The following is a 21479-nucleotide window of genomic DNA, read 5'->3' as shown; positions in this document are numbered from 1 at the left end:
CATGCGGCGTTTCCAGCACTACATCGACGGCGAATTTTCAGATGGCGAGGCCAGCTATCCGAGCATCGATCCAGCCTCCGGCGCGGTCTGGGCTGAGATGCCCGAAGCGCGCGAGGGCGATGTCGATCGGGCTGTCGAAGCTGCCGACAGGGCGCTTTACGATGGCGCCTGGCCGAAAATGACGGCCACCCAACGCGGCAAGCTGCTCTACAAGCTGGCCGACCTGGTTGCTGCCAACGCGCAGGTGCTGGCTGAACTGGAGACGCGCGACACCGGCAAGATCATCCGCGAAACATCGGCGCAGATCGCCTATGTCGCCGAATACTATCGGTACTATGCCGGCATCGCCGACAAGATCGAAGGCGCCTACCTGCCGATCGACAAGCCTGACATGGATGTCTGGCTTCGCCGCGAGCCGATCGGCGTCGTTGCGATGGTCGTGCCGTGGAACAGCCAGCTTTTCCTGTCGGCGGTGAAGATCGGCCCGGCGCTGGCGGCTGGCTGCACGATGGTGGTCAAGGCCTCGGAAGACGGGCCGGCGCCGCTTCTCGAATTTGCACGGCTCGTGCACGAGGCAGGCTTTCCCGCCGGCGTCGTCAACATCATCACGGGTTTCGGCGCCTCCTGCGGCGCCGCCCTCGGGCGGCATCCGAAGGTCGCGCATGTCGCCTTCACCGGCGGCCCTGAAACCGCCCGGCACATCGTTCGCAACTCGGCCGAAAACCTCGCCTCCACCTCGCTTGAACTTGGCGGCAAGTCGCCATTCATCGTCTTTGCCGATGCAGCTCTCGAGAGCGCTGCCAATGCCCAGGTAGCGGGCATCTTCGCTGCGACAGGACAGAGCTGCGTTGCCGGATCGCGCCTCATCGTCGAACGCAGTATCAAGGACAAATTCGTCGCCCTGCTGCGGGATAAGGCGGAGGCGATCCGGATCGGTGCTCCGCTCGATATGGCGACCGAAGTCGGCCCGCTTGCCACCAAGCGCCAACAGGACAATATCGGCGCCCTCGTCGCCAAGTCGATCGAAAGCGGTGCCCGCCTTGTCACAGGAGGGCGCAAGATCGACGGCGACGGCTATTATTTCCCGCCGACGATTCTCGACTGCGACGATGTCGCCTCGCCGTCGCTGATCGAGGAGTTCTTCGGGCCGGTCCTGTCCGTCGTGTCGTTCGAGACGGAGGCCGAGGCGCTGCGGCTTGCCAACGATACCCGTTATGGCCTGGCCTCCGGCGTCTTCACCCAGAACCTCACCCGGGCGCACCGGCTGATGAAGGGGCTCCGCGCCGGGATCGTCTGGGTCAACACCTACCGCGTGGTCTCACCGATCGCGCCGTTCGGCGGTTTCGGCCTGTCGGGCCATGGCAGGGAAGGCGGCATGGCCGCAGCTCTCGACTATACCCGCACCAAGACGATCTGGCTCAGGACATCGGACGATCCGATCCCCGATCCCTTCGTGATGAGGTAGCGCCGATGTTTTACGAAATCCGCACCTATCGGCTGAAGAACGGCACCATTCCGCAATATCTCAAGGTCGTCGAGGAAGAGGGGATCGAGATCCAGAAGAGCCATCTCGGCACGCTCGTCGGTTACTTCTTTTCGGAAATAGGGACGATCAACGAGATCGTCCACATATGGGCCTTTGCGAGCCTGGACGACCGGGAGGCGAGGCGCCAGAGGCTTCTGGCCGATCCCCGGTGGCAAGCCTTTCTGCCCAAGATCCGCGATCTGATCGAAGTAGCGGAAAACAAGATTATGAAGCCAGCCAACTTTTCTCCCGGGAGCGAGGCGTACTGACGGCATAAGGCATACCTAGGACAAACCAGAACAAGGATAAGGGAACATGAAAACAACATTTGCTTTCGCGGCAGTTGCCGCATTCGTGGCTGTGTCCGCACCGGCGCACGCCGACAGCATGGTCTTCTCGAGCTGGGGAGGAACGACCCAGGACGCGCAGAAGGCCGCATGGGCAAGCCCGTTCACGGAGAAGACCGGTATCACCGTCGTACAGGACGGACCGACGGACTACGGCAAGCTCAAGGCGATGGTCGAGGCAGGCCAGGTTACCTGGGACGTGGTCGACGTCGAAGGCGACTATGCCGCCCAGGCCGGCAAGAATGGCCAGCTCGAGAAACTCGATTTCTCCGTCATCGACAAATCCAAGCTCGATCCGCGCTTCGTGACCGACTATTCGGTCGGCAGCTTCTATTATTCCTTCGTGATCGGCTGCAACGCCGATGCCGTCAGCGCCTGCCCGAAAACATGGGCCGACCTGTTCGACACGGCAAAGTTTCCGGGAAAGCGCACATTCTACAAGTGGTCGGCTCCCGGCGTGATCGAAGCGGCGCTGCTTGCCGACGGCGTGGCCGCCGACAAGCTCTATCCGCTTGATCTCGACCGCGCCTTCAAGAAGCTCGATACGATCAAATCGGACATCGTCTGGTGGTCGGGCGGCGCACAGTCGCAGCAGCTTCTGGCATCCGCCGAGGCTCCCTTCGGCAGTATCTGGAATGGCCGCATGACCGCGCTTGCGGCGAGCGGTATCAAGACCGAGACCTCATGGGAACAGAACATCACCGCTGCGGATTCGCTCGTCGTGCCGAAGGGTTCGCCGAACGTGGAAGCCGCGATGAAGTTCATTGCAATGGCGACCTCGGCCGAACCTCAGGCCGCCCTTGCAAAAGCCACCGGATATGCGCCAATCAACGTTGACTCGGCCAAGCTGATGGATCCGGAGACGGCCAAGACCCTGCCGGATCAGCAGACGGCCAGCCAGGTGAATGCGGACATGAACTACTGGGCGGACAATCGCGATGCCATCGGCGAGAAGTGGTACGCATGGCAGGCGAAATAGCCTGAAACTGAGACGGATGGGCACGGCGAATGTTCGCCGTGCCTCCCGCAGCGCCAGTGCCCGTTTGTACGATCTCGGCGCCTGCGGAAATTGACGGGTGGGAAGGACTGTCATGTCGACATATAGCGATGCTTCCGGCGCAATTGCGCCCCTGCCAAAGGCGCGTAAGGCAACAGGGTTTGGCGGGGTCCTTCCGGCTCTCGCCTTCGTGGCGATCTTCTTCATCGCGCCGGTGGCGGTACTCTTGCTGCGAAGCGTGCTGGAACCCGTGCCGGGCTTTGGAAACTATGCGCAGCTGATCGGGTCCACGACCTATCTCAAGATTTTCGCCAACACCTTCATCGTTTCCGGTCTGGTCACGGTTATTTCGCTGCTGATCGGATTTCCCGTTGCCTGGGCACTGGCAATCATGCCCGGGCGGCTGACCTCGGTGATCTTTGCAATCCTGCTCTTGTCGATGTGGACCAACCTGCTGGCCCGCACCTATGCCTGGATGGTGCTGCTGCAGCGGACAGGGCTCATCAACAAGATGCTGATCGGAATGGGGCTGATCGACAAGCCCTTAGCGCTCGTCAACAATCTGACGGGGGTCACGATCGGCATGACCTATATCATGCTGCCCTTCATCATCCTGCCGCTCTACGGCGTGATCAAGAAGATCGACCCGTCGACCCTGCAGGCGGCAGCACTTTGCGGCGCCAACCGGTGGCAGTGCCTGACCCGCGTTCTGCTGCCTTTGGCCATGCCCGGCATGGCAGCCGGTGCCCTCATGGTCTTCGTCATGTCCCTTGGTTATTTCGTCACGCCGTCGCTTCTCGGCGGCACCGCGAACATGATGCTCGCAGAGCTCATCGCGCAATTCGTGCAGTCGCTGGTCAACTGGGGCATGGGAGGTGCTGCGGCGCTGGTTCTCCTCGTGGTGACCCTGTCGCTCTACGCCGTGCAGCTGCGCTTCGTCGGCAACCAGAATCCGGGAGGGCGTTGACATGTTGCTCAATTTCGACCGCCTCGGCTGGTGGAAATATATCCTGCTGGCGATCACGCTTCTGACTGCGGCCTTTCTGCTTCTGCCGATCGTCTTTATCGCCGCTCTCTCTTTCGGCTCCTCGCAATGGCTGATCTTTCCGCCGCCCGGCTGGACGTTTCAATGGTACAGCGAGCTCTTTGCCGATCCGCGCTGGCTGGAATCGGCCTGGACGAGCTTCAAGATCGCGGTCATCGTGACGATCCTGTCGGTGCTGCTCGGCCTTGTGACCTCCTTCGGGCTGGTGCGCGGTTCGTTCCTGTTCCGCGATGCGCTGAAAGCGCTGTTCCTGACGCCGATGATCCTTCCCGTCGTGGTTCTTGCGGTCGCCCTTTATGCCTTTTTCCTGAGGATCGGCCTTGGCGGCACGCTGGCGGGCTTCGTCATTTCGCACCTCGTTCTCGCACTGCCCTTCTCGATCCTGTCCATCTCAAGTGCGCTGGAAGGCTTCGACAAATCGATCGAGGATGCGGCGGTTCTTTGCGGCGCCTCGCCTCTGGAAGCAAAGATCAGGGTCACCCTGCCGGCGATCAGCCATGGGCTGTTTTCGGCTGCCGTCTTCTCATTCCTGACATCCTGGGACGAGGTAGTGGTGGCGATCTTCATGTCCAGCCCGACCCTGCAGACGCTGCCCGTGAAGGTATGGGCGACGCTGCGACAGGACCTGACGCCCGTTGTCGCTGCGGCATCGACCCTTCTCATCCTTTTGACGATCCTCTTGATGGCGCTTGTTGCCGTCGTGCGTAAGGTACTGAAACAATGAAAGAACCATTCCTTCAGATCCGCGGAATACGCAAGGAATACGGCCCTGTCGTCGCCGTCCACGACGTCAATCTCGACGTTCGGCGCGGGGAGTTCCTGACCTTTCTCGGACCGTCCGGATCCGGGAAAAGCACGACCCTCTACATACTGGCCGGTTTTGAAACGCCGACGAAAGGCGACATCACGCTGGAGGGCAAGACCCTGCTCGACACGCCGTCGCACAAGCGCAACATCGGCATGGTGTTCCAGCGCTACACCCTGTTTCCACACCTGACGGTGGGCGAAAACATCGCATTCCCGCTGAAGGTCAGGCGCAAGTCCAAGGCAGAGGTCGACAGCAAGGTGAAGGAGATGCTGCGCCTCGTCAGGCTCGAAGGCTTCGAGGATCGCAAGCCCGCACAAATGTCCGGCGGCCAGCAGCAGCGTGTCGCCCTTGCCAGAGCCCTTGCCTATGATCCGCCGGTGCTTCTGATGGACGAGCCGCTGTCGGCGCTCGACAAGAAGCTGCGTGAGGAAATCCAGCATGAGATACGCCGGATCCACCAGCAGACCGAAGTGACGATCCTCTATGTCACGCATGACCAGGAGGAGGCGTTGCGGCTCTCCGACCGCATCGCCGTCTTTTCCAAGGGTGTCATCGACCAGATCGGGACAGGCCCGGAACTCTACGCCAATCCGCGGACCCGCTTCGTGGCCGAATTCATCGGCGACAGCGACTTCATTTCATGCGACCTGCTGTCATCCTCCGATGGGCAGGCCACCATTTCGCTTGGCGGCGGGAGCGTCTTCAATCATATTCCGGTGCATGGAAAAGGAACCTGCGGGACGAGGGCTGCCCTGATGCTGAGGCCGGAGCGCATTCGGTTGTCGCGAAACCAGGCAGCCGGAGCGGGTCTTGCCGCAACGGTCAGCGACATTACCTTCCTCGGCAACAATATTCACGTCTCGACCGAGACGGCGACAGGCGAGGCGCTGGCGGTTCGCCTGCCGTTCGGTCACGAGGCTATCGCGGGGCTCAGCCGTGGCGATATAGTCCATCTGAATTTCGATCCCGGTGCCGCTCACGTATTCTGTTGAAAGTTGTCCTATGAAGCTCAATGATCCCTCGCTGTTCCGTCAGGCATGCCCCATCGCCGATCGTTGGATCGAAGCGGAAGGCCGCAAGGCGGCGACGGTCCGCAATCCGGCGACAGGCGAGCAGTTGGGGCTGGTCCCCGACCTCGGTGCTGCGGAAACGGAAGATGCCATCCGCGCCGCGGTCATTGCCCAGAAGCTTTGGGCGAAGAAGACCGCCGGGGAGCGCGCCGCCGTTCTGAAGGCATGGCACCGGCTGATGATCGAAAACCGCGACGATCTGGCGATGATCCTGACGCTGGAGCAGGGAAAACCCCTGGCCGAGGCCAAGGGGGAGATCACCTATGGTGCAAGCTTCATCGAATGGTTCGCCGAAGAGGCGAGACGCATCAACGGCGAGGTCGTACCGGGACATCAGCCGGACAAGCGGATCCTCGTCCTGCGCCAGCCTGCAGGCGTAGTGGCCGCCATCACGCCCTGGAACTTTCCGAACGCGATGATCACCCGCAAGATCGGCCCCGCGCTTGCCGCCGGCTGTGCCGTCGTTCTCAAGCCGGCGTTGCAGACGCCATTCTCCGCCATTGCAATCGCCGTTCTCGCTGAGCGCGCCGGCCTGCCGCCGGGGCTTCTCAACATCGTCACGGGTGACGCAGCGGCAATTGGCGGGGCGCTGACGGCAAGCCGTGACGTTCGAGTCCTGACCTTCACCGGCTCCACCCGGACTGGCGAGCTGCTTTACCGGCAATGCGCGCCGACGATCAAAAAGCTCGGTCTCGAACTTGGTGGTAATGCACCCTTCATCGTCTTCGACGACGCCGATCTCGACGCTGCCGTCGAAGGCGCACTCATCGCCAAGTTCCGCAACAACGGCCAGACCTGCGTCTGCGCCAATCGACTATATGTCCAGGATGGCGTCTACGAAGCGTTTGCCGCCAAGCTCGCCGCGGCGGTTTCAGGCTTGAAGGTCGGCAACGGTCTCGACAGTGAAGTCGTGCTTGGCCCGCTCATCGACGACAATGCCGTCGCCAAGGTCGAAAGCCATATCAGCGATGCCGTTTCAAAGGGTGCCGGGATCGTCTTAGGCGGCAAACGCCACGCGCTCGGCGGCCATTTCTTCGAGCCGACGATCTTGCGCGATGTCGCTGCCGGCATGCAGGTCGCGCGTGAGGAAACCTTCGGGCCGCTTGCACCGCTTTTTCGTTTCCGCGACGAAGAGGACGTCATCGAACAGGCAAACGACACCGAATTCGGACTTGCTTCGTATTTTTACGCTCGCGATCTGTCGCGTGTATTTCGTGTGGCCGAAGCGCTCGAATATGGGATGGTCGGCGTCAATACCGGTCTCGTCTCGACGGCCGAGGCTCCGTTCGGCGGCGTGAAGATGTCGGGTCTCGGTCGCGAAGGATCGAGGCACGGATTAGACGAATATACCGAGCTTAAATATGTGTGCCTGGGCGGCATTGCCTGAGCCGAGAATTCATCTCGCCAATTTTGCCGATGCGTTCCCGTTCATCGCCAACGCTCCGGCAGTGAAATTCAAACGCTAAAGTGCCGAATTTGCTTCCGTTTCGGCGAGACGATGGGCGATGCGATCGGCATTGGCCATGATCGTCATTGTGACATATTTCGAGGACAGATCCGGAAGGATCGATCCGTCGACGATGTGAAGACCTGGATGGCGATTCAATTCGCCGTCCGAAGAGGTGCCAAACGGACCGGATGCGCCCATAGGTAAGGTGCCGGCAAAATGCGCGTCGATGCCCGGCTCCGCCAGCGATGCGCCTGGGAGCTGAATGAGTCCTAACCGTTTCCATTCCCGGCGGAGCGCTTTTTTCAAGGCCTCGGCACGGATGTCGAAACCTTCCGCGAAGCCGCCGCGGATAGTCAGACCTTTTTTTGTCGTCGCATCTCGACCGATGTAGCTTCGGCTTTGATTGCCGGGATAATAGATCGTCGCGACGAGGAGACTGCTGGCGATCATCTGGAACGCGGCGTGCCCGGCCTTTCGGCCGAGCGGCATCCTGTTGATGAAGCTCTGGGCCGGCAGGGATCCGACCTCATAGATCGCCCCCGTCACGTAATCGGATGCGCGGTCGCCGTAGCGCAGAGATAATCCGAGCTGCGCAAGGCTATGCGTCGCCGTCGGTGAACGCAACAACCTTGCGGGGGAGAGCAGGGGGACGGCGAGCGTGGGACTGTTCAAAAGACGCAGTCCCTGCTCGTCAATCGGCAGGAGGTCCGCCAGCAGGGCGGCCGTTCCAAGGACTCCTGCGGCCAGAATTATTCTCGGCGCGGAGAAGGAGGATCCGTCGGCCGTTCCGACCGTCCAGCCTGCATTGCGTGTCAGTGAGACGGCCCGCATGTTGTCGAGCAAACGAAAATGCGGGGATTTGCGCAACGGAAGCAAATCCTGCCTGCTGTTATAGATTGCGCCGCTCGGGCAGCCATAGAGACAGTCGCCGCGCAGATCGCATGCCGCCCGCCCGGGTTTCGCCTCCGAAAGTATGGCATTGACGACGGGAAAAACCCGGAACGATTTATCAGCCGGCTTTGCGGCCTGGTGCCGATGGAGAACATGGGCCGCTGTCGCCCCAAGCGGCAGGACCGGCTCGCCGTTAGCGCCTGTCGTAACATCCGCATTCCTGCTGATGCCGATGCGATTGGCGACATTCTCGTAGGATCTCTGCAGGGAGGCGATGTCGATTGGCCAATCCGCGATGTCCTCGGCATCGAGATAGCTGATTTGCGCTCCCCAAATGTTGGAGAGACCGCCGCGGGCAAGGCTGCCGATTGGGATGAAACCGTTGCCGGCGATGCCGGATTGGTGTCGAAAAGGTTCGAGAATTCCTCGCGCAGCAGGGGTCTGCAATTTCGGCGAACTTCCGTCGTCCGTTCGCAGCGATTCCAGATTGCTTCCCAGGACGCGGACGCTGCGGCTTTCCTCCTGCGATCCGGCGTCATTCCCGCCATCCAGCATCAGAACGCGGCGGCCAGCCGCTATCAGGGGAAACGCAGCGGAGACACCGGCAGGTCCACTGCCGATGATGATGAAGTCGGCGTCCGGCCCATTCATCGATATCTCCCGGCTAAAAGCGCGCGGAGCGGAAAGAGCAGGACATCGCTGGAAATCGCCAGCATCGCGCCGAAAAATCCGGCCTTTTTGCCCTGGCGCCTTTCCGGTTCGCTCGCGAGGTCGGCCAAATAAAGGGCCTGCGCGAGGCGATGCCGAGTTCGATTGGCCGGCGGTTCAAAGAAGGCCAGCAAACCAGGATGCCTGATGAGTGCCGGGGAGAGGCCGAGCGGCGACAGCCCTTCGCGCTGAAGCCCTTCGCAGAGCCGCTGCAATTGTGCTTCCGTGGGTCTGGTGCCGAGATATCGCAGCAGAGCCTGCGCCTCGCTTTGCGGCGGCTCCTCGTGTGTCTGGCCAAATTCCCCGGCAAGCGCAGTCGCGGGGTCAGACAGGTTCAACTTCAGGAGCCTGAGGCTCTCGCTGCTCTCCATCGGTGCGGCGCCTGCAAGCCCCAGCACGCGCTCCGGATCGACCGTGGGAATAAACGGGAGAAGCTTCGTCACGCGGCAGGCAAGGAGTGCGGCCATCAGCGGCACCGGTATGAAATGGAGGTTGCCCTTGCCCTGGGCACGGCGGAGAATTCTGAGCCAGGCGGCAAAGCTTATGGGATTTTCCGGCGCCAGCACAAATGTCTGCAGCGGCTGGTTCTCTCCGGTCGCCAGAGCCAACAGGCCTGCGGCCACTTCGTCGAGATGAATAGGCTGAACTTTGCGGCTGAGCCCGATCATCGGCAGGATTGGACTGAGCGCCGCCAATTTCGCCATCAGGCCGTACATCGCCGTCTGCTGGCCGCCGTAAACCAGCCCTATCCGCGCAATTCGAACGATCAATGCTGCCGGGCTGGCCGCCAAACGCTGTTCGATCCTGAACTTGGTGCGGCCGTAGACGTTGAGCGCTTCCTGCCTGGAGGAGGTGGAGGAGGCAAAGACGAAGCGCGGCACTCCGGCTGCCTTTGCCGCTTCGGCCAATTTCACGGTGCCCGATATATTGATGTTTTTTTCTTCGGCCGCTTCCGGCGGAGTAGCCCAGGAATGGGCGAGATGAACGACGGCAACGCCGCCCTCCAGATTGGACGCGGCAGGCTCATCCCCAATGCGCCACGTCGCGCCGGGCCGGCGGCCCAGCTCGACCACGTCGAAACCGCGCTCACGCGCCATCGCGGCAAGTCTTGCGCCGATATAGCCGGTTGATCCCGTGATGATGAGACGTGGTGCCATTCACACTCTCTACTGTGCAAAGGCGATGCGCGCACCGCTCCAGTCGAAACGAAACTCGATTTCCTTGAGCTGCGACAGCGCTTGCCGCACCTTTTCCTGGCGATCTCTAGGGCAATAGAGAACGAGGAAACCCCCACCGCCTGCACCTGCAAGCTTGCCACCGATAGCGCCGGCAGCCCGCGCCGCCTCATAAAACTGGTCGATCGCACTATTCGTAATCTTCGGGGTCAGAGATCTTTTCATCATCCATCCGCGGTGCAGCGCTTCGCCGAAGGCGCCGAGATCGCCCCTCATCAGGATGTCGCGCATTTCATAGCTCAACTGCACCATGCGCTCAACGGTCCGGAATTTTTCCTCGTCCGCCTCCATGGCTTCCACCTGCGTCGACAGCACCGAGCGCGTATCTCGCTGGCTTCCTGTGAAAAACAACAGGATGTTGCTCTCGAGTTCCGCCATCTTTTCGGAGCCGAGGACGACGGGCTGAACGTTGACGCCGCCGTTGGAATTAAATTCGATGAAGTTCAATCCGCCATGTGCGGCCGCATATTGGTCCTGCTTGCCGATCGGCTCCTTCAGGATATCGATTTCGAGTTTACACGCTTCTTCCGCCAGCTGCTCCTTGGAGGCAAAGCGCGACCTGTGGGCATAGAGTGCGTTGATCAGCGCCACGGAAAAGGAGCTGGATGATCCCAAGCCGGTTCCCGAGGGGATGTCGGCGACAGAAGCAACTTCGATGCCGGGCTCGATCCGATGCATCCGCAGGGCCTCGCGCAGCAGCGGATGGGCAATCTCTTCAAGCGTGTCGGCGAGCTCGGTGCGCGTATATTTGAGATGGTATTTGTTTTCGTTGAAGTAGTTGTGCACGATGACGAAGCTGTATTTGGCTATCGCACAGGACAAGACCGCGCCGGCTTGACGGCGGTAGTAGGAGGCTATGTCCGAGCCGCCGCCGGCGAAGCTGACCCGAAAAGGTGCGGATGAAACGATCAAAGGATTGCCTCCTCGAGATTGATGACGATATCGGCCGATGTCCGTTGTAGATCGATCCTCGGCCACTCCTCCTGAATTCGCGACGCCCAGAGCCCTTCGGCGTCCGCCGGCGTCAGGCCTTTCCAGGCGTAAAAATTGTGAAAGCGGTTCAGCAGCGTCTGCTGCGACGCTTCGACGAAGGCAGCCATGTCGACATCTTCACGGATCGACGCATGTCCGGCAAAAATGCCGTCCAGCAGAATGACCTCGGCATCGCGTGCATCATAGGTGGTCGTACCCGTATGCTGGCCACGGCTTGCAGCGTCGTAGCCGGGCGCCTCGACCTGTCCAGATTGACGCAGCATTCTGACGATCTCAGGATAGAACTCAACCCTGTTGCGTTCTTCAGCGTTCATATCGGGTCGGCGATGTTCGAGCGGCAGAATCCAACGGTCGAGCTCCAGCCTCACCACCCTGCGCCCGGCTTCCGAGAGCATGCGCTGAACGGCATGCGCAAACGTACTTTTGCCGGAGCGGGAACGACCGCATATGCTGACGAGAAAAGGACCTGCCGCATTTGAAAGACGTTTATCGATCGCGCTGAAGAGAGCTTGCCCGATATCCTGGTAGCTGCACTGAAAGCGAACGGCGTCATAGACCGTGTCGAAGACAAGATCGGCACACGGGATCTCTGTTTGCCCGGCCGGATAGCTCTTTTCATCCCGCAGGCCATAGCCGGTGCGTACGCCATGGGCCCAGATGCCCGCCTTGCGGCCGGCACCTATATCGCGCAAACTGTCTCCGATGATGATGGATTTGGTTTTTTCGATCGGCAATTCCGCCATGGCCTGGCGGATCATCAGATCTCCCGGTTTGCGGCAAGCGCAATCGATCTTCAGCGCCGGAACCTCGTTGGCGAATCCTTTTTCCGGATGGTGCGGGCAGAAATAGATACGGTCCAGGACGCCGCCATCTTCGGCAAGCTCGGCCTCCAGGCGACCAAGAACATGATCCAGGCCGGATTCATCGAGCAGGCCTTTGGCGAGCTGCGGCCGGTTGGTGACGGCAACCGCCAGGAAGCCGGCCTCGCGGGCGAGCCGCACGGCTTCGCCGGCTCGGCCGATCAGCTTCACCTGGTCGGGATGGACGACGCCATGGCCGCCAACGTCTTCGTTGAGGACGCCATCGCAATCGAAAAATACCGCCGGTCTTCTAACCGACAGATGGACGGCATGAACCCGTTCCTGCCGAAGATCCTCCGCCGCGGCAGCATGTCGGCTCGGAGACCCGATATCCTTCATATATTCTGGCGTGTCATAGATCGCGACCGGGATGGAACGCTCAAGGAGACCGGGAACGACATCATGGATCATGTCGGCCGGCTGCCCCGGCAGGAGCGTCTCGAAGAACTGTTCGGAAGCCACGTACAAACCGGCCGGCACCAGATTGCGCCAATCCGCATCGCGGGGCGTTTTGCGAGGCAACAGGCGCTGGAGATAACCGTTCTTCTGGACGACGAGATCGGATGTGCGGGGATGATCGTTGGGGTGAGCGATGATCGTCAGAGCGGCGGGAAATTGCTGACGATGACGCGCCAGTGCTGAAAGATCGATATCGAAAAGCATATCGCCGTAGACGATCAGGACGTCGCCGGCGATCGTTTCCAAAGTCGTCAGGCAGCCTGCCGTGCCGAGCGGGGACGTCTCGACGAAGACGTCGATCGTAATGCCGAGTTTTTCAGCTTCCGGGCCAAGAGCAGGCTCGAGCTGGCCGCCGAGGTGGCCGCCGAGCACGCGCACGTGTTGAACGCCTTCGCGGGCGAGAACACGAATCTGCCTGAGAATGATCGGCACGCCGTCGAGAGGCAGAAGGGCCTTCGGAATGGCGTCGCCCGTCATGATGCGCGCGCGTGTTCCGAGGCCCCCGGCAATAATGATTGCCTCGCGGATAGCGTTTTCAGAACCCATTCGCCAGGATCCGTTCGACGGCAAGTTCAACGGCCTCGGTCGACTTTCGCTTCGGCGACCAGCCTAGCGCGACGAGCCGGCTGATATCGTAGCTGAAGCGCGGCACATCGCCCAGCCAGCCGCGGTCCTCGCTTCCGTATTCGATGGCGGCTCCGGCTGCGACCTTCGAGACCACGATCTCGGCGATATCGCGCACGGACGTTTCGCCGATGCCGCTGGCATGAAATACTTCATAGGCACCGGGTGCCTTGTCCCAGGCAAGGAGTATCGCATCCACCAGGTCGCCGACATAGAGATAAGGCTTCGTCTGCATCCCGTTGCCGAGCACCTGAAGTCTCGTCGGATCAGCCTTCAACCTGTTGATGAAATCGTAGATCGCTCCATGGGTGGAGCGCTCCCCAACGACATTCGGAAAACGCAGCACCAGTGTCTTGATGCCGAATGACAGCGCATAGACGGACAGGTAGGCTTCAGCGGCAAGCTTGCTGGCGCCATAGAATGAGATCGGCCGCAAAGGACCGTGATTTTCGCGGATGTTCCCTTCAGCTTCGCCGAACACAGCGGACGTGCTGGCGAAGAAAAGCCTGTCGATTCCATGCTTGCGCATGACGGCAAGCAGTGTTGTCGTCGTCAGCTGGTTCAGCTGCAGGTCCAGTTCCGCATTGGCGTTGCCCGCGGCAATATCGGAATTGGCGGCGAGATGAAAAACAGCGTCGGGACGGTCCGCCGCAAGGAGCTGTTCCATGCCTTCCCGATCAAGCATATCCAGCTTCTGGAAGCGAAAATCCGATCGTTCCAGCAGATGATCTATATTCCGCATCCGGCCAAGATGGAGATTGTCGATCGCGGTGACCCGATAGCCCTTTTCCAAAAGGCGATCGCAGAGATGGCTGCCGATAAATCCGGCCCCTCCGGTTACCAAGGCATGCATGTCGGCAGCTCCATATGATCTGCTAAGGCTCATCAGAGCGCTTTGATCTTTCCCGAATGAGGACGCGAAAGGACGAATACACCACCGGCCAAGCCGACCACAAGCTGCAGCAGGCCGAAAACCACCGATAGCGTTGCCGCGTCCGTCGTGCCTATGCCGAACACGGCGAGTGAAATGATCATGCCGCCTTCCCGGAGGCCCCATCCTCCAACGGAAATGGGAACCATCGCGATCAAAAGCACCGGCGGGAAAGCGGCTGCGGCCTGACCCCAATCGAGCGGGAGACCAAGGCCGAGAACGAGGATCTCAAGCGAGACGACGCTCAATCCGTGAATGGCGAGGGTCAATAGAAATACGCCGACCATTCTTTGGTGGGTGATCAAAGCCCGCAACGCGTCGGTCAACGCGTGCAGCTTTGCCGGAAAGAACCGGACGAATAAGTGGCGGCGCCAACTGAACACCAGGGCTGATGCGATAGATCCCGCAACGCCAAGCGCCGTGAGCTCTGTCAGATAGGGGATAGGAAAGTCGTGCCCGTAGACGGCGCGCAGGATGATCAGTCCGGTCAGCGCAACGACCGCCAGTCCGAAAAGAGTAAGGATGCGGTCCATGACGACGCCCAGCGTGGCTTCTCCGATCGTCAGGCCATATTTCACGGCGCCAAATATGCGAGCGGCATCGCCTGGAATGGGACTCGGAAGAGCTTGATTGTAAAAGAGGCTTTGCATGAAGAGTTTCATGGCGCCTGAAATCTTCAGCCTTTGCCCTATCATGTCCGATAGAAGGCACCACCGCCACGCCGAAAACAGAGCCTGCAAGAGCAGAAGAAAGATGCTGGCCGAAATGGTCGCCGCCGACAGGGTCTGGACCGCAGCCCACCCTTCCGAAAAATCTACCTTGCGCGCGATCCATATGACGAGGCCAAGCGCGACGACCACTTTCAAAACCGGTATGCCAATGCGAAGCAACGCTGGGGAGGACGCGGTAGTCACGGCGCCCGAGCCGCATCAAAACGGTAGAGCTTCCAGCCGAACCGATCTGTCAATATCAGCGAGGAACGGGGCATCATGTGCGTTACGACGCTGTTGGCCATCACCACTTTATCTTCTCCAAGACGTTCGGCGAGGAACGCGCTACCAGCGTCAGGGGTGACGATGAAGTAGCCTATATGATTGTACTTTATGAAAGCGTCGATATCCGAACCCGGTGCAGGCAGCACGTGGCGCGGCAATTGCCAACCGCCATCGCGGCCATTGTTGTAAGCCGTGGACAATAATGTGTTGGAGTTATGGAAAGGTTGGAAAACGGTTCGCAGGTCGTGATCTGCGATATAGCGGTACATGAAATAAGCTTCGCGGTGGCTCTCCATATATTTGTCGACGCTTATCATCCCAAGCACGACGTCGAGTTTTTTCGCCTTGACGGGATCTATGTCGCCGCCGCCCACTCGATACCAGTGGGAAATCCAGAGGCCGCCGGCCAGCAAACTGACGGCAACCGGGGTGGCGACCATGCAGGCGCGCGACGAGACGATTTTCGCAAGTGGGGCTATCTGCGGCAGGACTCGCCGGTCGAGCCATTTATCCAGCCGTTCGCGAACCAGGGAGGCGCCGATAAACCCGGTCGAAAAGAAAAGCAGATAGGCTGGCGTTGCCCACCGTATGTGATTGAACATAACGGTGTACCATATCACAAACATGGCAGCGACAATCGCTGCGAGAAATGCGATGCGCCGGAAAGCCACCGCCAGACCCGCCAGTATCAAAGCAAGAGCGACGAAAGCGTTCGGCTTGCGAGCGAGGAACCAGTCGTAAAGAATATAGAGGAAGTCCTGCCAACCTTGCAGAGTAGCGAGGTTCGTCACGAAACGTCGGTTGGCGGGATCGAAAGCCCGGCCCAATTCGAGCGTGTAATCCGCCATCCAAGCATCGGTGAGGCCCGGATGACCGAACAGGAAGGGATAGATCGGATTGCCGAGAACGATCAGGTTTTTCGCATACCAATAGCCCGAGACGGCGAGAAATGTGCAGAGGCATGACAGGAAGAGCGGCAGCGATACTCTTCCTTTGAGAAGCGCCGGCATCAATGCCAGCCCTATAAGGCCAAGCATTTGCAGTTCCGTATATTTTCCTCCGACCGCTCCCCCCAAGACGAGCGCACAATGAAAAAGCTCCGCCGGACGCCGGGTTTCCAAATAGCGCCACAAAAAAAGCACGGCTGCGACTGAGAAACACGACCGGGCGAGATCCGTCATCGGTTCGCCGACACTCCCCCTGAAGAAGGGGATGCTGAGTATCAGAGCGGCCACCAGGAAAAAACCGCATGCCCGCCAACGACTGGCGCAGCTTGAAAGGAGGAACAGAAACCCGAAGAAAATTGCGATGTTCATAGTCGCCGCGCCGGTCCAGTGACCGCTGACCATCATGACGAGTGCAAACAGCAGATTGAAGAAGAGTGGAATATTCCCGTAGAAGGGATGATCAATCTGCGGTGTCACAAAGCCAGCGTGATCGATGATGCTGTTTGCGAGCGGGATGTGGAAAACCCACACATCGTCGACGCTTGATGGAAATAGGGCTTGGACGCTCCACACGTAGCAATAGGCAATGCATACGAGTGCAGCGAGGACCGGAAACGGATTGCCGATCCTGGTTTCGGCCGCGATTTTACAAAAAAACGAACCTAGGTCGCAAAGAACGGCGACAAGATCACGCCGCCGCCAGATCATCGAGATAGCCACGATAGGAAGAACAATTTCCCATCGTAATCCGTGAAATGCGCCAAGGACGGTAGCCGCGCCGCCTGATATCGCCAGAGCCGGCAAAATGCCGCTGAACAAGAAATCGATGCCGTCTCGAAAGGGCCGATCGCAACCTCGATTGAGCCAAACGACGATCCCTCGATCGATCACCAGGCCCCATAAGATTATGAAAAAAGCCGTGCACCAGCCTGCGATCATCACCGCTCCCGTGGCTCCTATCCCGCGAGAGGGGGCGCAGGCTTCTTGACGGGCAGCATGACCCCAAGCGCTCGGATCATGAGGCCTGAAATAAAGATCTGGAACGCTGTCGTGATAAGCCAGAGCCCGAAGACGGCCCAGTTCGTTTCGACGCCAATCTCAGGCAGTACGTATCCATTCCCGACATAGGAATCGAAGAGCGGAAACGCCAACAAAACGCCTGCAAGAACGACCACGACCGTTCCCCAAATCGTTGCGTTATAAGGCAGGAGCCGCTCGAAACGAGGCTGCACGCGTCCCGAATAATCGAAGATAACCCGACCGATCGCGGCCGAAACCAGCATTGATTGACCAAGCACGGCCAGGGCCATGGCAAACAGCATGGCGTTGGACGAGAACCGCACACCGGCAATAGACATAGGTCCAGCGAGCAATGGCAGCATGATGATCAAGCCGAGGGCCAGAAGCAGGAAGCCCGGCCAGATGAGAAAGAAATCGAACCCGTAGACGAACATCGCCTGAAGATTACGCCAGCCGGCGCGCCACGGCTCCATCCAACCCCGCCGCTTCATGTGGCTGAGCCGTCCATCCGGATCTTTTAGGAAGTGGATCGGCACTTCAGTGGTCGGAAGCTCCATATGCACGGACTTCAGCACCATTTCCGACGCATATTCCCATCCTTGCGACCGAAGATCCATGCGCAGCAACGCATCGACACTGATGCCCCGCATGCCGCAATGGATGTCGGAAAAGCGGCTGGCGAACATCCGATTAAGAATCCAGGTCGTCAGGGGCGTTCCGAAATAGCGATGCAGGGGCGGCATCGCATTGTCTTCGATCGAGCCCTTGAACCGCGAGCCCATCACGAAGTCGGCCCCCTCTCGGAAGGCCTCGATAAACGGCGCTATCTGGCGAAAATCATAAGTGCAGTCCGCATCGCCCATGATGATGAACTTGCCGCGGACGAATGGAATGGCATCGATGTAAGCTCTGCCCAAACCGCGCTTCGGCGTCCGCAACACGCGGGCACCCCTGTCGCGCGCGATTTCGGGTGTGCGATCGGTTGAGCTGTCGACGATCAGGATCTCCACCGCCGCACCACTTGCCGCAATACCCTCGCGGCACCAGTCGACGAAGGTTCCGATCGTCAATTCCTCGTTAAGAGACGGGACGAGGATGGTCACTTCGGGATCGGTGACATCATCGTCGGGGGTAAGGAGCGTCAATTCCGGATCGTGAATGCTGAGGAAAGTCATGCGCGTGAAACGGCTCGTTAGGAGAGAGTGGGCGGGACAAGTCCGCAGGAAAAATCCAATACGGCGTGGCAAATCGCCAGATGTGCGATTTCCACATAGCCATATTGATCGGAAGCCACATAAAAGTTCAGGTCACCGAGATCACGCAGCGGATTGCCCGGCGCGAATCCGCTCAAAGTCACGACGGCGCAGCCTTTGTCCCGGGCCGTACGGACGGCCTTGGTAATGCTTTCGGATCTCCCAGAACTGCTGATTGCCACCAGCAGGTCACCTTCGTTCGCGTGCATGGCGATCTGCGTGGAGAACACGTTCTCATATCCGAGATCGTTTGAGAGGCATGTCAGCGTCGCGCCGTCGTTCATCGCCATGGCGCGTAGCCCGCCGTTTTTCGAGTAGTCGGTTGCCATGTGGCTGGCGATTGCCGCGCTGCCGCCGTTGCCAATGAACATGATCTTCCGTCCGGCATCGTGCGTGGCGCGAGCCAGTTGCATGGACTCTGTCACGGCTGCTGCATAATCCAGGCTCTCTCCCGCTGACCGCGTAGCGGTTGTATTCACAAGAACATGGCGGAGAAATGTGAAGTAGCGATCCAGGTCGCTGGCTGTTACGCCAAGCCCAGAAGATCTGTTCTCATTTTGTAACATGCTCGTTCCGTCCCTACGCCTTGGGAATTGGGGCGTCCTTAAAGATTAAATGAGACGAAGGCAAGTTGCTCGCCAGCTCTTTTGAGGGTTGTCGGCGGGTGTCGCGGCTTTGCAACTAGCGGTCACGCCAGGCAGTTGAATTGACCGCCTATGCCCGAGCCTCAGGACACTGATCGATGTGAGCGCGCAGACAAGCGCTTTCAGCGCTCGCGCTGCGGATGCCCATGTCGGGTGAAAGAGGAGTTCGCAGCCGCTTCCGGCATGTTGTGACCGTCAGTTCCCGACCGCTGCGATGATGCCGATCTCGACGGCGAATTCCGGTCCGGCGAGCCTTGCTTCGACCGTGGCGCGCGCCGGCGCATGACCTGAAGGCACCCAGGCGTCCCAGACGGCATTCATGTCTTCGAAGCTGGAGATGTCGGTAAGCCAGATCGTCGCGCTGAGGATCCGTGTCGGATCGCTGCCTGCGCCTTCCAGAAGCCGGGTGATCCGCGCCAGGATGTTGGTCGTCTGTTCGCGCACGGACGCGCCCGGCGCGTCGATTGCGACCTGGCCTGCGAGGAACACCAAGCCGCCATAGGTCACGCCCTGGCTCATCCGTTTTCCGGTTTCGTAGCGTTCGATCTGCATGCTCAACTCCCTGAATTAATCCCTATGCGCAATCTTTTGGCGTTCGGCACGTCGCTGCAGCCATTGGATCGTGGCGAGGAACAGCGTCGAAAACAGGATGAGGAGCGTGGCGACGGCGGCGATCGTCGGGCTCAGCGTTTCGCGCACGCCGCTCCACATCTGGCGCGGCAGCGTGCGTTCTTCGGAACCGGCGATGAAGAGTGCAATCACCACTTCGTCGAATGATGTCACGAAGGCGAAGAGCGCGCCGGACGCCACCCCCGGCGCGATGACCGGCAGCATGATGCGCAACGTCGCTTCGACCGGAGCTGCGCCGAGACTGGATGCCGCCCGCATCAGATTGTGATCGAAGCTTGCGAGCGTGGCGGTCACGGTGATCACCACGAAGGGGGCGCCGATCGCCGTATGCGCCAGCACCAGCCCGGTCAGGCTGTTGAGCAGCCCGACGGCGGCGAAGGCATAATAGATGCCGACCGCCGAAACGATGACTGGCACGATCATCGGCGAAATCAGAATGGCGGTCAGCGTTGCCCGCGCGGGGCAGGAGGGCCGGCTGAGGCCGATTGCGGCAAGCGTGCCGAGAAAGGTCGACAGAAGCGTGGCGAAGACGGCGACGATGATGCTGTTCTTCAGCGCCAGCTGCCAGACGTTGGAATCGAAGAATTCCCGATACCACCGAAGCGACAGGCCGGGCATGGGATAGGTGAAGAACGGCTCGGCATTGAAGGAGAGCGGCACGATCGCCACGATCGGTGCGATCAGGAACAGGATCACCAGGCCGCCAGCCAGCCACAAGAGGATCGAAAACAGCCGCGGGAAAGAAAGGAAATTCGTCATCAGCCTATCCTCAGCCTGTCGATGCCGACAATGCGATTGTAGACGGCATAGAGGATCAGCACCGCCACCAACAGGATCGTGCTCAAAGCCGCCGCCATGCCCCAGTTGGTGACCTGATTGGAGTAATAGGCGATGAAATAGCTCACCATCTGGTCTCCCGGCCCGCCGACCAGAGCTGGCGTGATGTAGTAGCCAAGCGCCAGGATGAAGACGAGCAACCCGCCGGCACTGACACCAGGCATGCTCATCGGCAGGTATATGCGGAAGAAGGCCGACATCGGCGGCGCGCCAAGCGACGAGGCGGCACGCAGATAGACCGGAGGTATGCTCTTCATGACGCTGTAGATCGGCAGCACCATAAAGGGCAGCAGAATATGGGTCATGGCAATCAGCACGCCGATGCGATTGTAGATCAGGTCGAGGGGATGCGCGGGGTCGATGAGGCCCAACCAAATGAGCGCCGAGTTGATCACGCCGCGCCCCTGCAGCAAGACGACCCAGGCGCTGGTGCGGACCAGAAGCGAGGTCCAGAACGGCAGGAGCACCAGGATCATCAGCGTATTGGCGACCGCTCCTTTCGATCGGGCGATCAGGGCGGCAAGGGGATAGCCGAGAAACAGGCAGATCACGGTCACCGAAGCGCTGACGACGAATGTGCGGATCAGGACATCGACATGGACCGCATTCTCCGCCGAGACCCTGCCGATGGCGCCCGAAGCACCGCGCTCCAGGTCGAGCGAGGCGAGCAGGTAATAATCGGTGAAGGGCGGCGACGCATTCTTGATGAGCGTCCAGTAGTGCGGCGTCTCCCATCTGGGATCGATGGCGACGAAGGCAGTCTTATAGGGCGGCTCCGCGTTGCGGATCGTACGAGCGGTTTTCAACAGCATCGAGCGCATGCCGGTCTCGTAATAGTTGAGACGCTTGGCCACTTCGGCAATCTGGTCGCGCGGCGATTGTTTCAGATCTGTGGCAAAGGCAGCAAACAGCGTTTCGTCGGGCGCAGACTGCTCATCCCAGGCTGATAGAGCCGACATCGTGTAGGGCAGGGCGGCGGAAGCCGCCCTGTTGTCGACCGCGCGTGTCAACAACAGGGCAATGGGCAGGACGAAGACGAGCAGCAGGAAGATCAACAGAGGCGCGATCAGCAGCAGCGCTCTCAGCTGCGCCTTGCTTTTCGCACTGCCGAGCCTTTTCGCCCGCGTGCGAGCGGCAATCCTTGCCTCATCGCCGTCATTCATTGTCGCGATCGCCATCGCTCTGCCTTCCTGAGGGAGAAAAAGGGGCG

The 21479-nt window shown here is 60.0% G+C and carries 19 protein-coding genes; 7 read left to right on the top strand and 12 right to left on the bottom strand.

Going from position 1 to position 21479, the window contains the following annotated elements; translation table 11 throughout:
- The first annotated feature begins 1 nt into the window (after position 1).
- The 7 genes from RWK44_RS17345 to RWK44_RS17315 all read left to right on the top strand — a co-directional run bounded on the left by RWK44_RS17345 (position 2) and on the right by RWK44_RS17315 (position 7179).
- Positions 2–1465, top strand: a complete 1464-nt coding sequence (locus tag RWK44_RS17345; RefSeq protein ID WP_316029166.1) for an aldehyde dehydrogenase — start codon at positions 2–4, stop codon at positions 1463–1465.
- A 5-nt stretch (positions 1466–1470) separates the two neighbouring features.
- The gene (locus tag RWK44_RS17340; protein WP_316029165.1) at positions 1471–1794 is read left to right on the top strand and encodes an NIPSNAP family protein; all 324 of its coding nucleotides are present in this window, start codon (positions 1471–1473) and stop codon (positions 1792–1794) included.
- Between the two features lie 46 nt (positions 1795–1840).
- Positions 1841–2851, top strand: coding sequence for an ABC transporter substrate-binding protein (locus tag RWK44_RS17335; protein ID WP_316029164.1), 1011 nt, complete (start codon positions 1841–1843; stop codon positions 2849–2851).
- A 112-nt stretch (positions 2852–2963) separates the two neighbouring features.
- Positions 2964–3836: an ABC transporter permease gene (locus tag RWK44_RS17330; protein WP_316029163.1), complete on the top strand. Its 873-nt coding sequence runs from the start codon at positions 2964–2966 to the stop codon at positions 3834–3836.
- Between the two features lies 1 nt (position 3837).
- On the top strand, positions 3838–4638 hold the full coding sequence (locus tag RWK44_RS17325; protein ID WP_025398202.1) for an ABC transporter permease: 801 nt from the start codon (positions 3838–3840) through the stop codon (positions 4636–4638).
- On the top strand, positions 4635–5714 hold the full coding sequence (locus RWK44_RS17320; RefSeq protein WP_316029162.1) for an ABC transporter ATP-binding protein: 1080 nt from the start codon (positions 4635–4637) through the stop codon (positions 5712–5714). Before RWK44_RS17325 ends, RWK44_RS17320 begins: the two co-directional genes overlap by 4 nt.
- A 10-nt stretch (positions 5715–5724) precedes the next feature.
- Positions 5725–7179 (top strand): NAD-dependent succinate-semialdehyde dehydrogenase, encoded by a 1455-nt coding sequence (locus RWK44_RS17315; protein ID WP_316029161.1) that lies wholly within the window; start codon positions 5725–5727, stop codon positions 7177–7179.
- Between the two features lie 75 nt (positions 7180–7254).
- Here the strand turns inward: RWK44_RS17315 and RWK44_RS17310 are convergent, their stop codons facing one another.
- From RWK44_RS17310 to RWK44_RS17255, 12 genes are all read right to left on the bottom strand, one after another.
- The gene (locus tag RWK44_RS17310; RefSeq protein ID WP_316029160.1) at positions 7255–8784 is read right to left on the bottom strand and encodes an FAD-dependent oxidoreductase; all 1530 of its coding nucleotides are present in this window, start codon (positions 8782–8784) and stop codon (positions 7255–7257) included.
- Positions 8781–9998: an NAD-dependent epimerase/dehydratase family protein gene (locus RWK44_RS17305; protein ID WP_316029159.1), complete on the bottom strand. Its 1218-nt coding sequence runs from the start codon at positions 9996–9998 to the stop codon at positions 8781–8783. The genes RWK44_RS17310 and RWK44_RS17305 overlap by 4 nt, the downstream gene beginning before the upstream one ends.
- Before the next feature lie 9 nt (positions 9999–10007).
- On the bottom strand, positions 10008–10988 hold the full coding sequence (locus RWK44_RS17300; protein ID WP_131665673.1) for a GHMP family kinase ATP-binding protein: 981 nt from the start codon (positions 10986–10988) through the stop codon (positions 10008–10010).
- On the bottom strand, positions 10985–12934 hold the full coding sequence (locus RWK44_RS17295) for an HAD-IIIA family hydrolase (RefSeq protein WP_316029158.1): 1950 nt from the start codon (positions 12932–12934) through the stop codon (positions 10985–10987). The genes RWK44_RS17300 and RWK44_RS17295 overlap by 4 nt, the downstream gene beginning before the upstream one ends.
- Positions 12924–13865 carry an SDR family NAD(P)-dependent oxidoreductase gene (locus tag RWK44_RS17290; RefSeq protein WP_131665676.1) on the bottom strand — a complete coding sequence of 314 codons (942 nt, stop codon included), beginning with the start codon at positions 13863–13865 and terminating at the stop codon, positions 12924–12926. Before RWK44_RS17290 ends, RWK44_RS17295 begins: the two co-directional genes overlap by 11 nt.
- A 32-nt stretch (positions 13866–13897) precedes the next feature.
- Entirely contained in the window at positions 13898–14857 is a 960-nt protein-coding gene (locus RWK44_RS17285; protein WP_316029157.1) for a lysylphosphatidylglycerol synthase transmembrane domain-containing protein, read from the bottom strand.
- The gene (locus RWK44_RS17280) at positions 14854–16824 is read right to left on the bottom strand and encodes a hypothetical protein (protein WP_316029156.1); all 1971 of its coding nucleotides are present in this window, start codon (positions 16822–16824) and stop codon (positions 14854–14856) included. Before RWK44_RS17280 ends, RWK44_RS17285 begins: the two co-directional genes overlap by 4 nt.
- Positions 16825–16841: 17 nt before the next feature.
- Complete coding sequence (locus RWK44_RS17275; protein WP_316029155.1) at positions 16842–18080, bottom strand: glycosyltransferase family 2 protein; 1239 nt, start codon at positions 18078–18080, stop codon at positions 16842–16844.
- A 17-nt stretch (positions 18081–18097) separates the two neighbouring features.
- Positions 18098–18724 carry an SIS domain-containing protein gene (locus tag RWK44_RS17270; protein WP_316029154.1) on the bottom strand — a complete coding sequence of 209 codons (627 nt, stop codon included), beginning with the start codon at positions 18722–18724 and terminating at the stop codon, positions 18098–18100.
- A gap of 273 nt (positions 18725–18997) precedes the next feature.
- A complete protein-coding gene (locus RWK44_RS17265; protein WP_168282448.1) occupies positions 18998–19354 on the bottom strand; it encodes a RidA family protein in 357 nt (118 codons plus the stop codon).
- Positions 19355–19369: 15 nt separating this feature from the next.
- Positions 19370–20191: an ABC transporter permease gene (locus RWK44_RS17260; protein ID WP_017958323.1), complete on the bottom strand. Its 822-nt coding sequence runs from the start codon at positions 20189–20191 to the stop codon at positions 19370–19372.
- Positions 20191–21447 carry an ABC transporter permease gene (locus tag RWK44_RS17255; protein ID WP_316029153.1) on the bottom strand — a complete coding sequence of 419 codons (1257 nt, stop codon included), beginning with the start codon at positions 21445–21447 and terminating at the stop codon, positions 20191–20193. The genes RWK44_RS17260 and RWK44_RS17255 overlap by 1 nt, the downstream gene beginning before the upstream one ends.
- Between the last annotated feature and the right edge of the window lie 32 nt (positions 21448–21479).

It is taken from the genome of Rhizobium sp. 25PS6, assembly GCF_032464655.1.
GTDB classification, from domain to species: domain Bacteria; phylum Pseudomonadota; class Alphaproteobacteria; order Rhizobiales; family Rhizobiaceae; genus Rhizobium; species Rhizobium laguerreae.
Note: the sequence above shows the minus strand (reverse complement) of the source record. Positions and strands in the feature narration are given on the sequence as shown.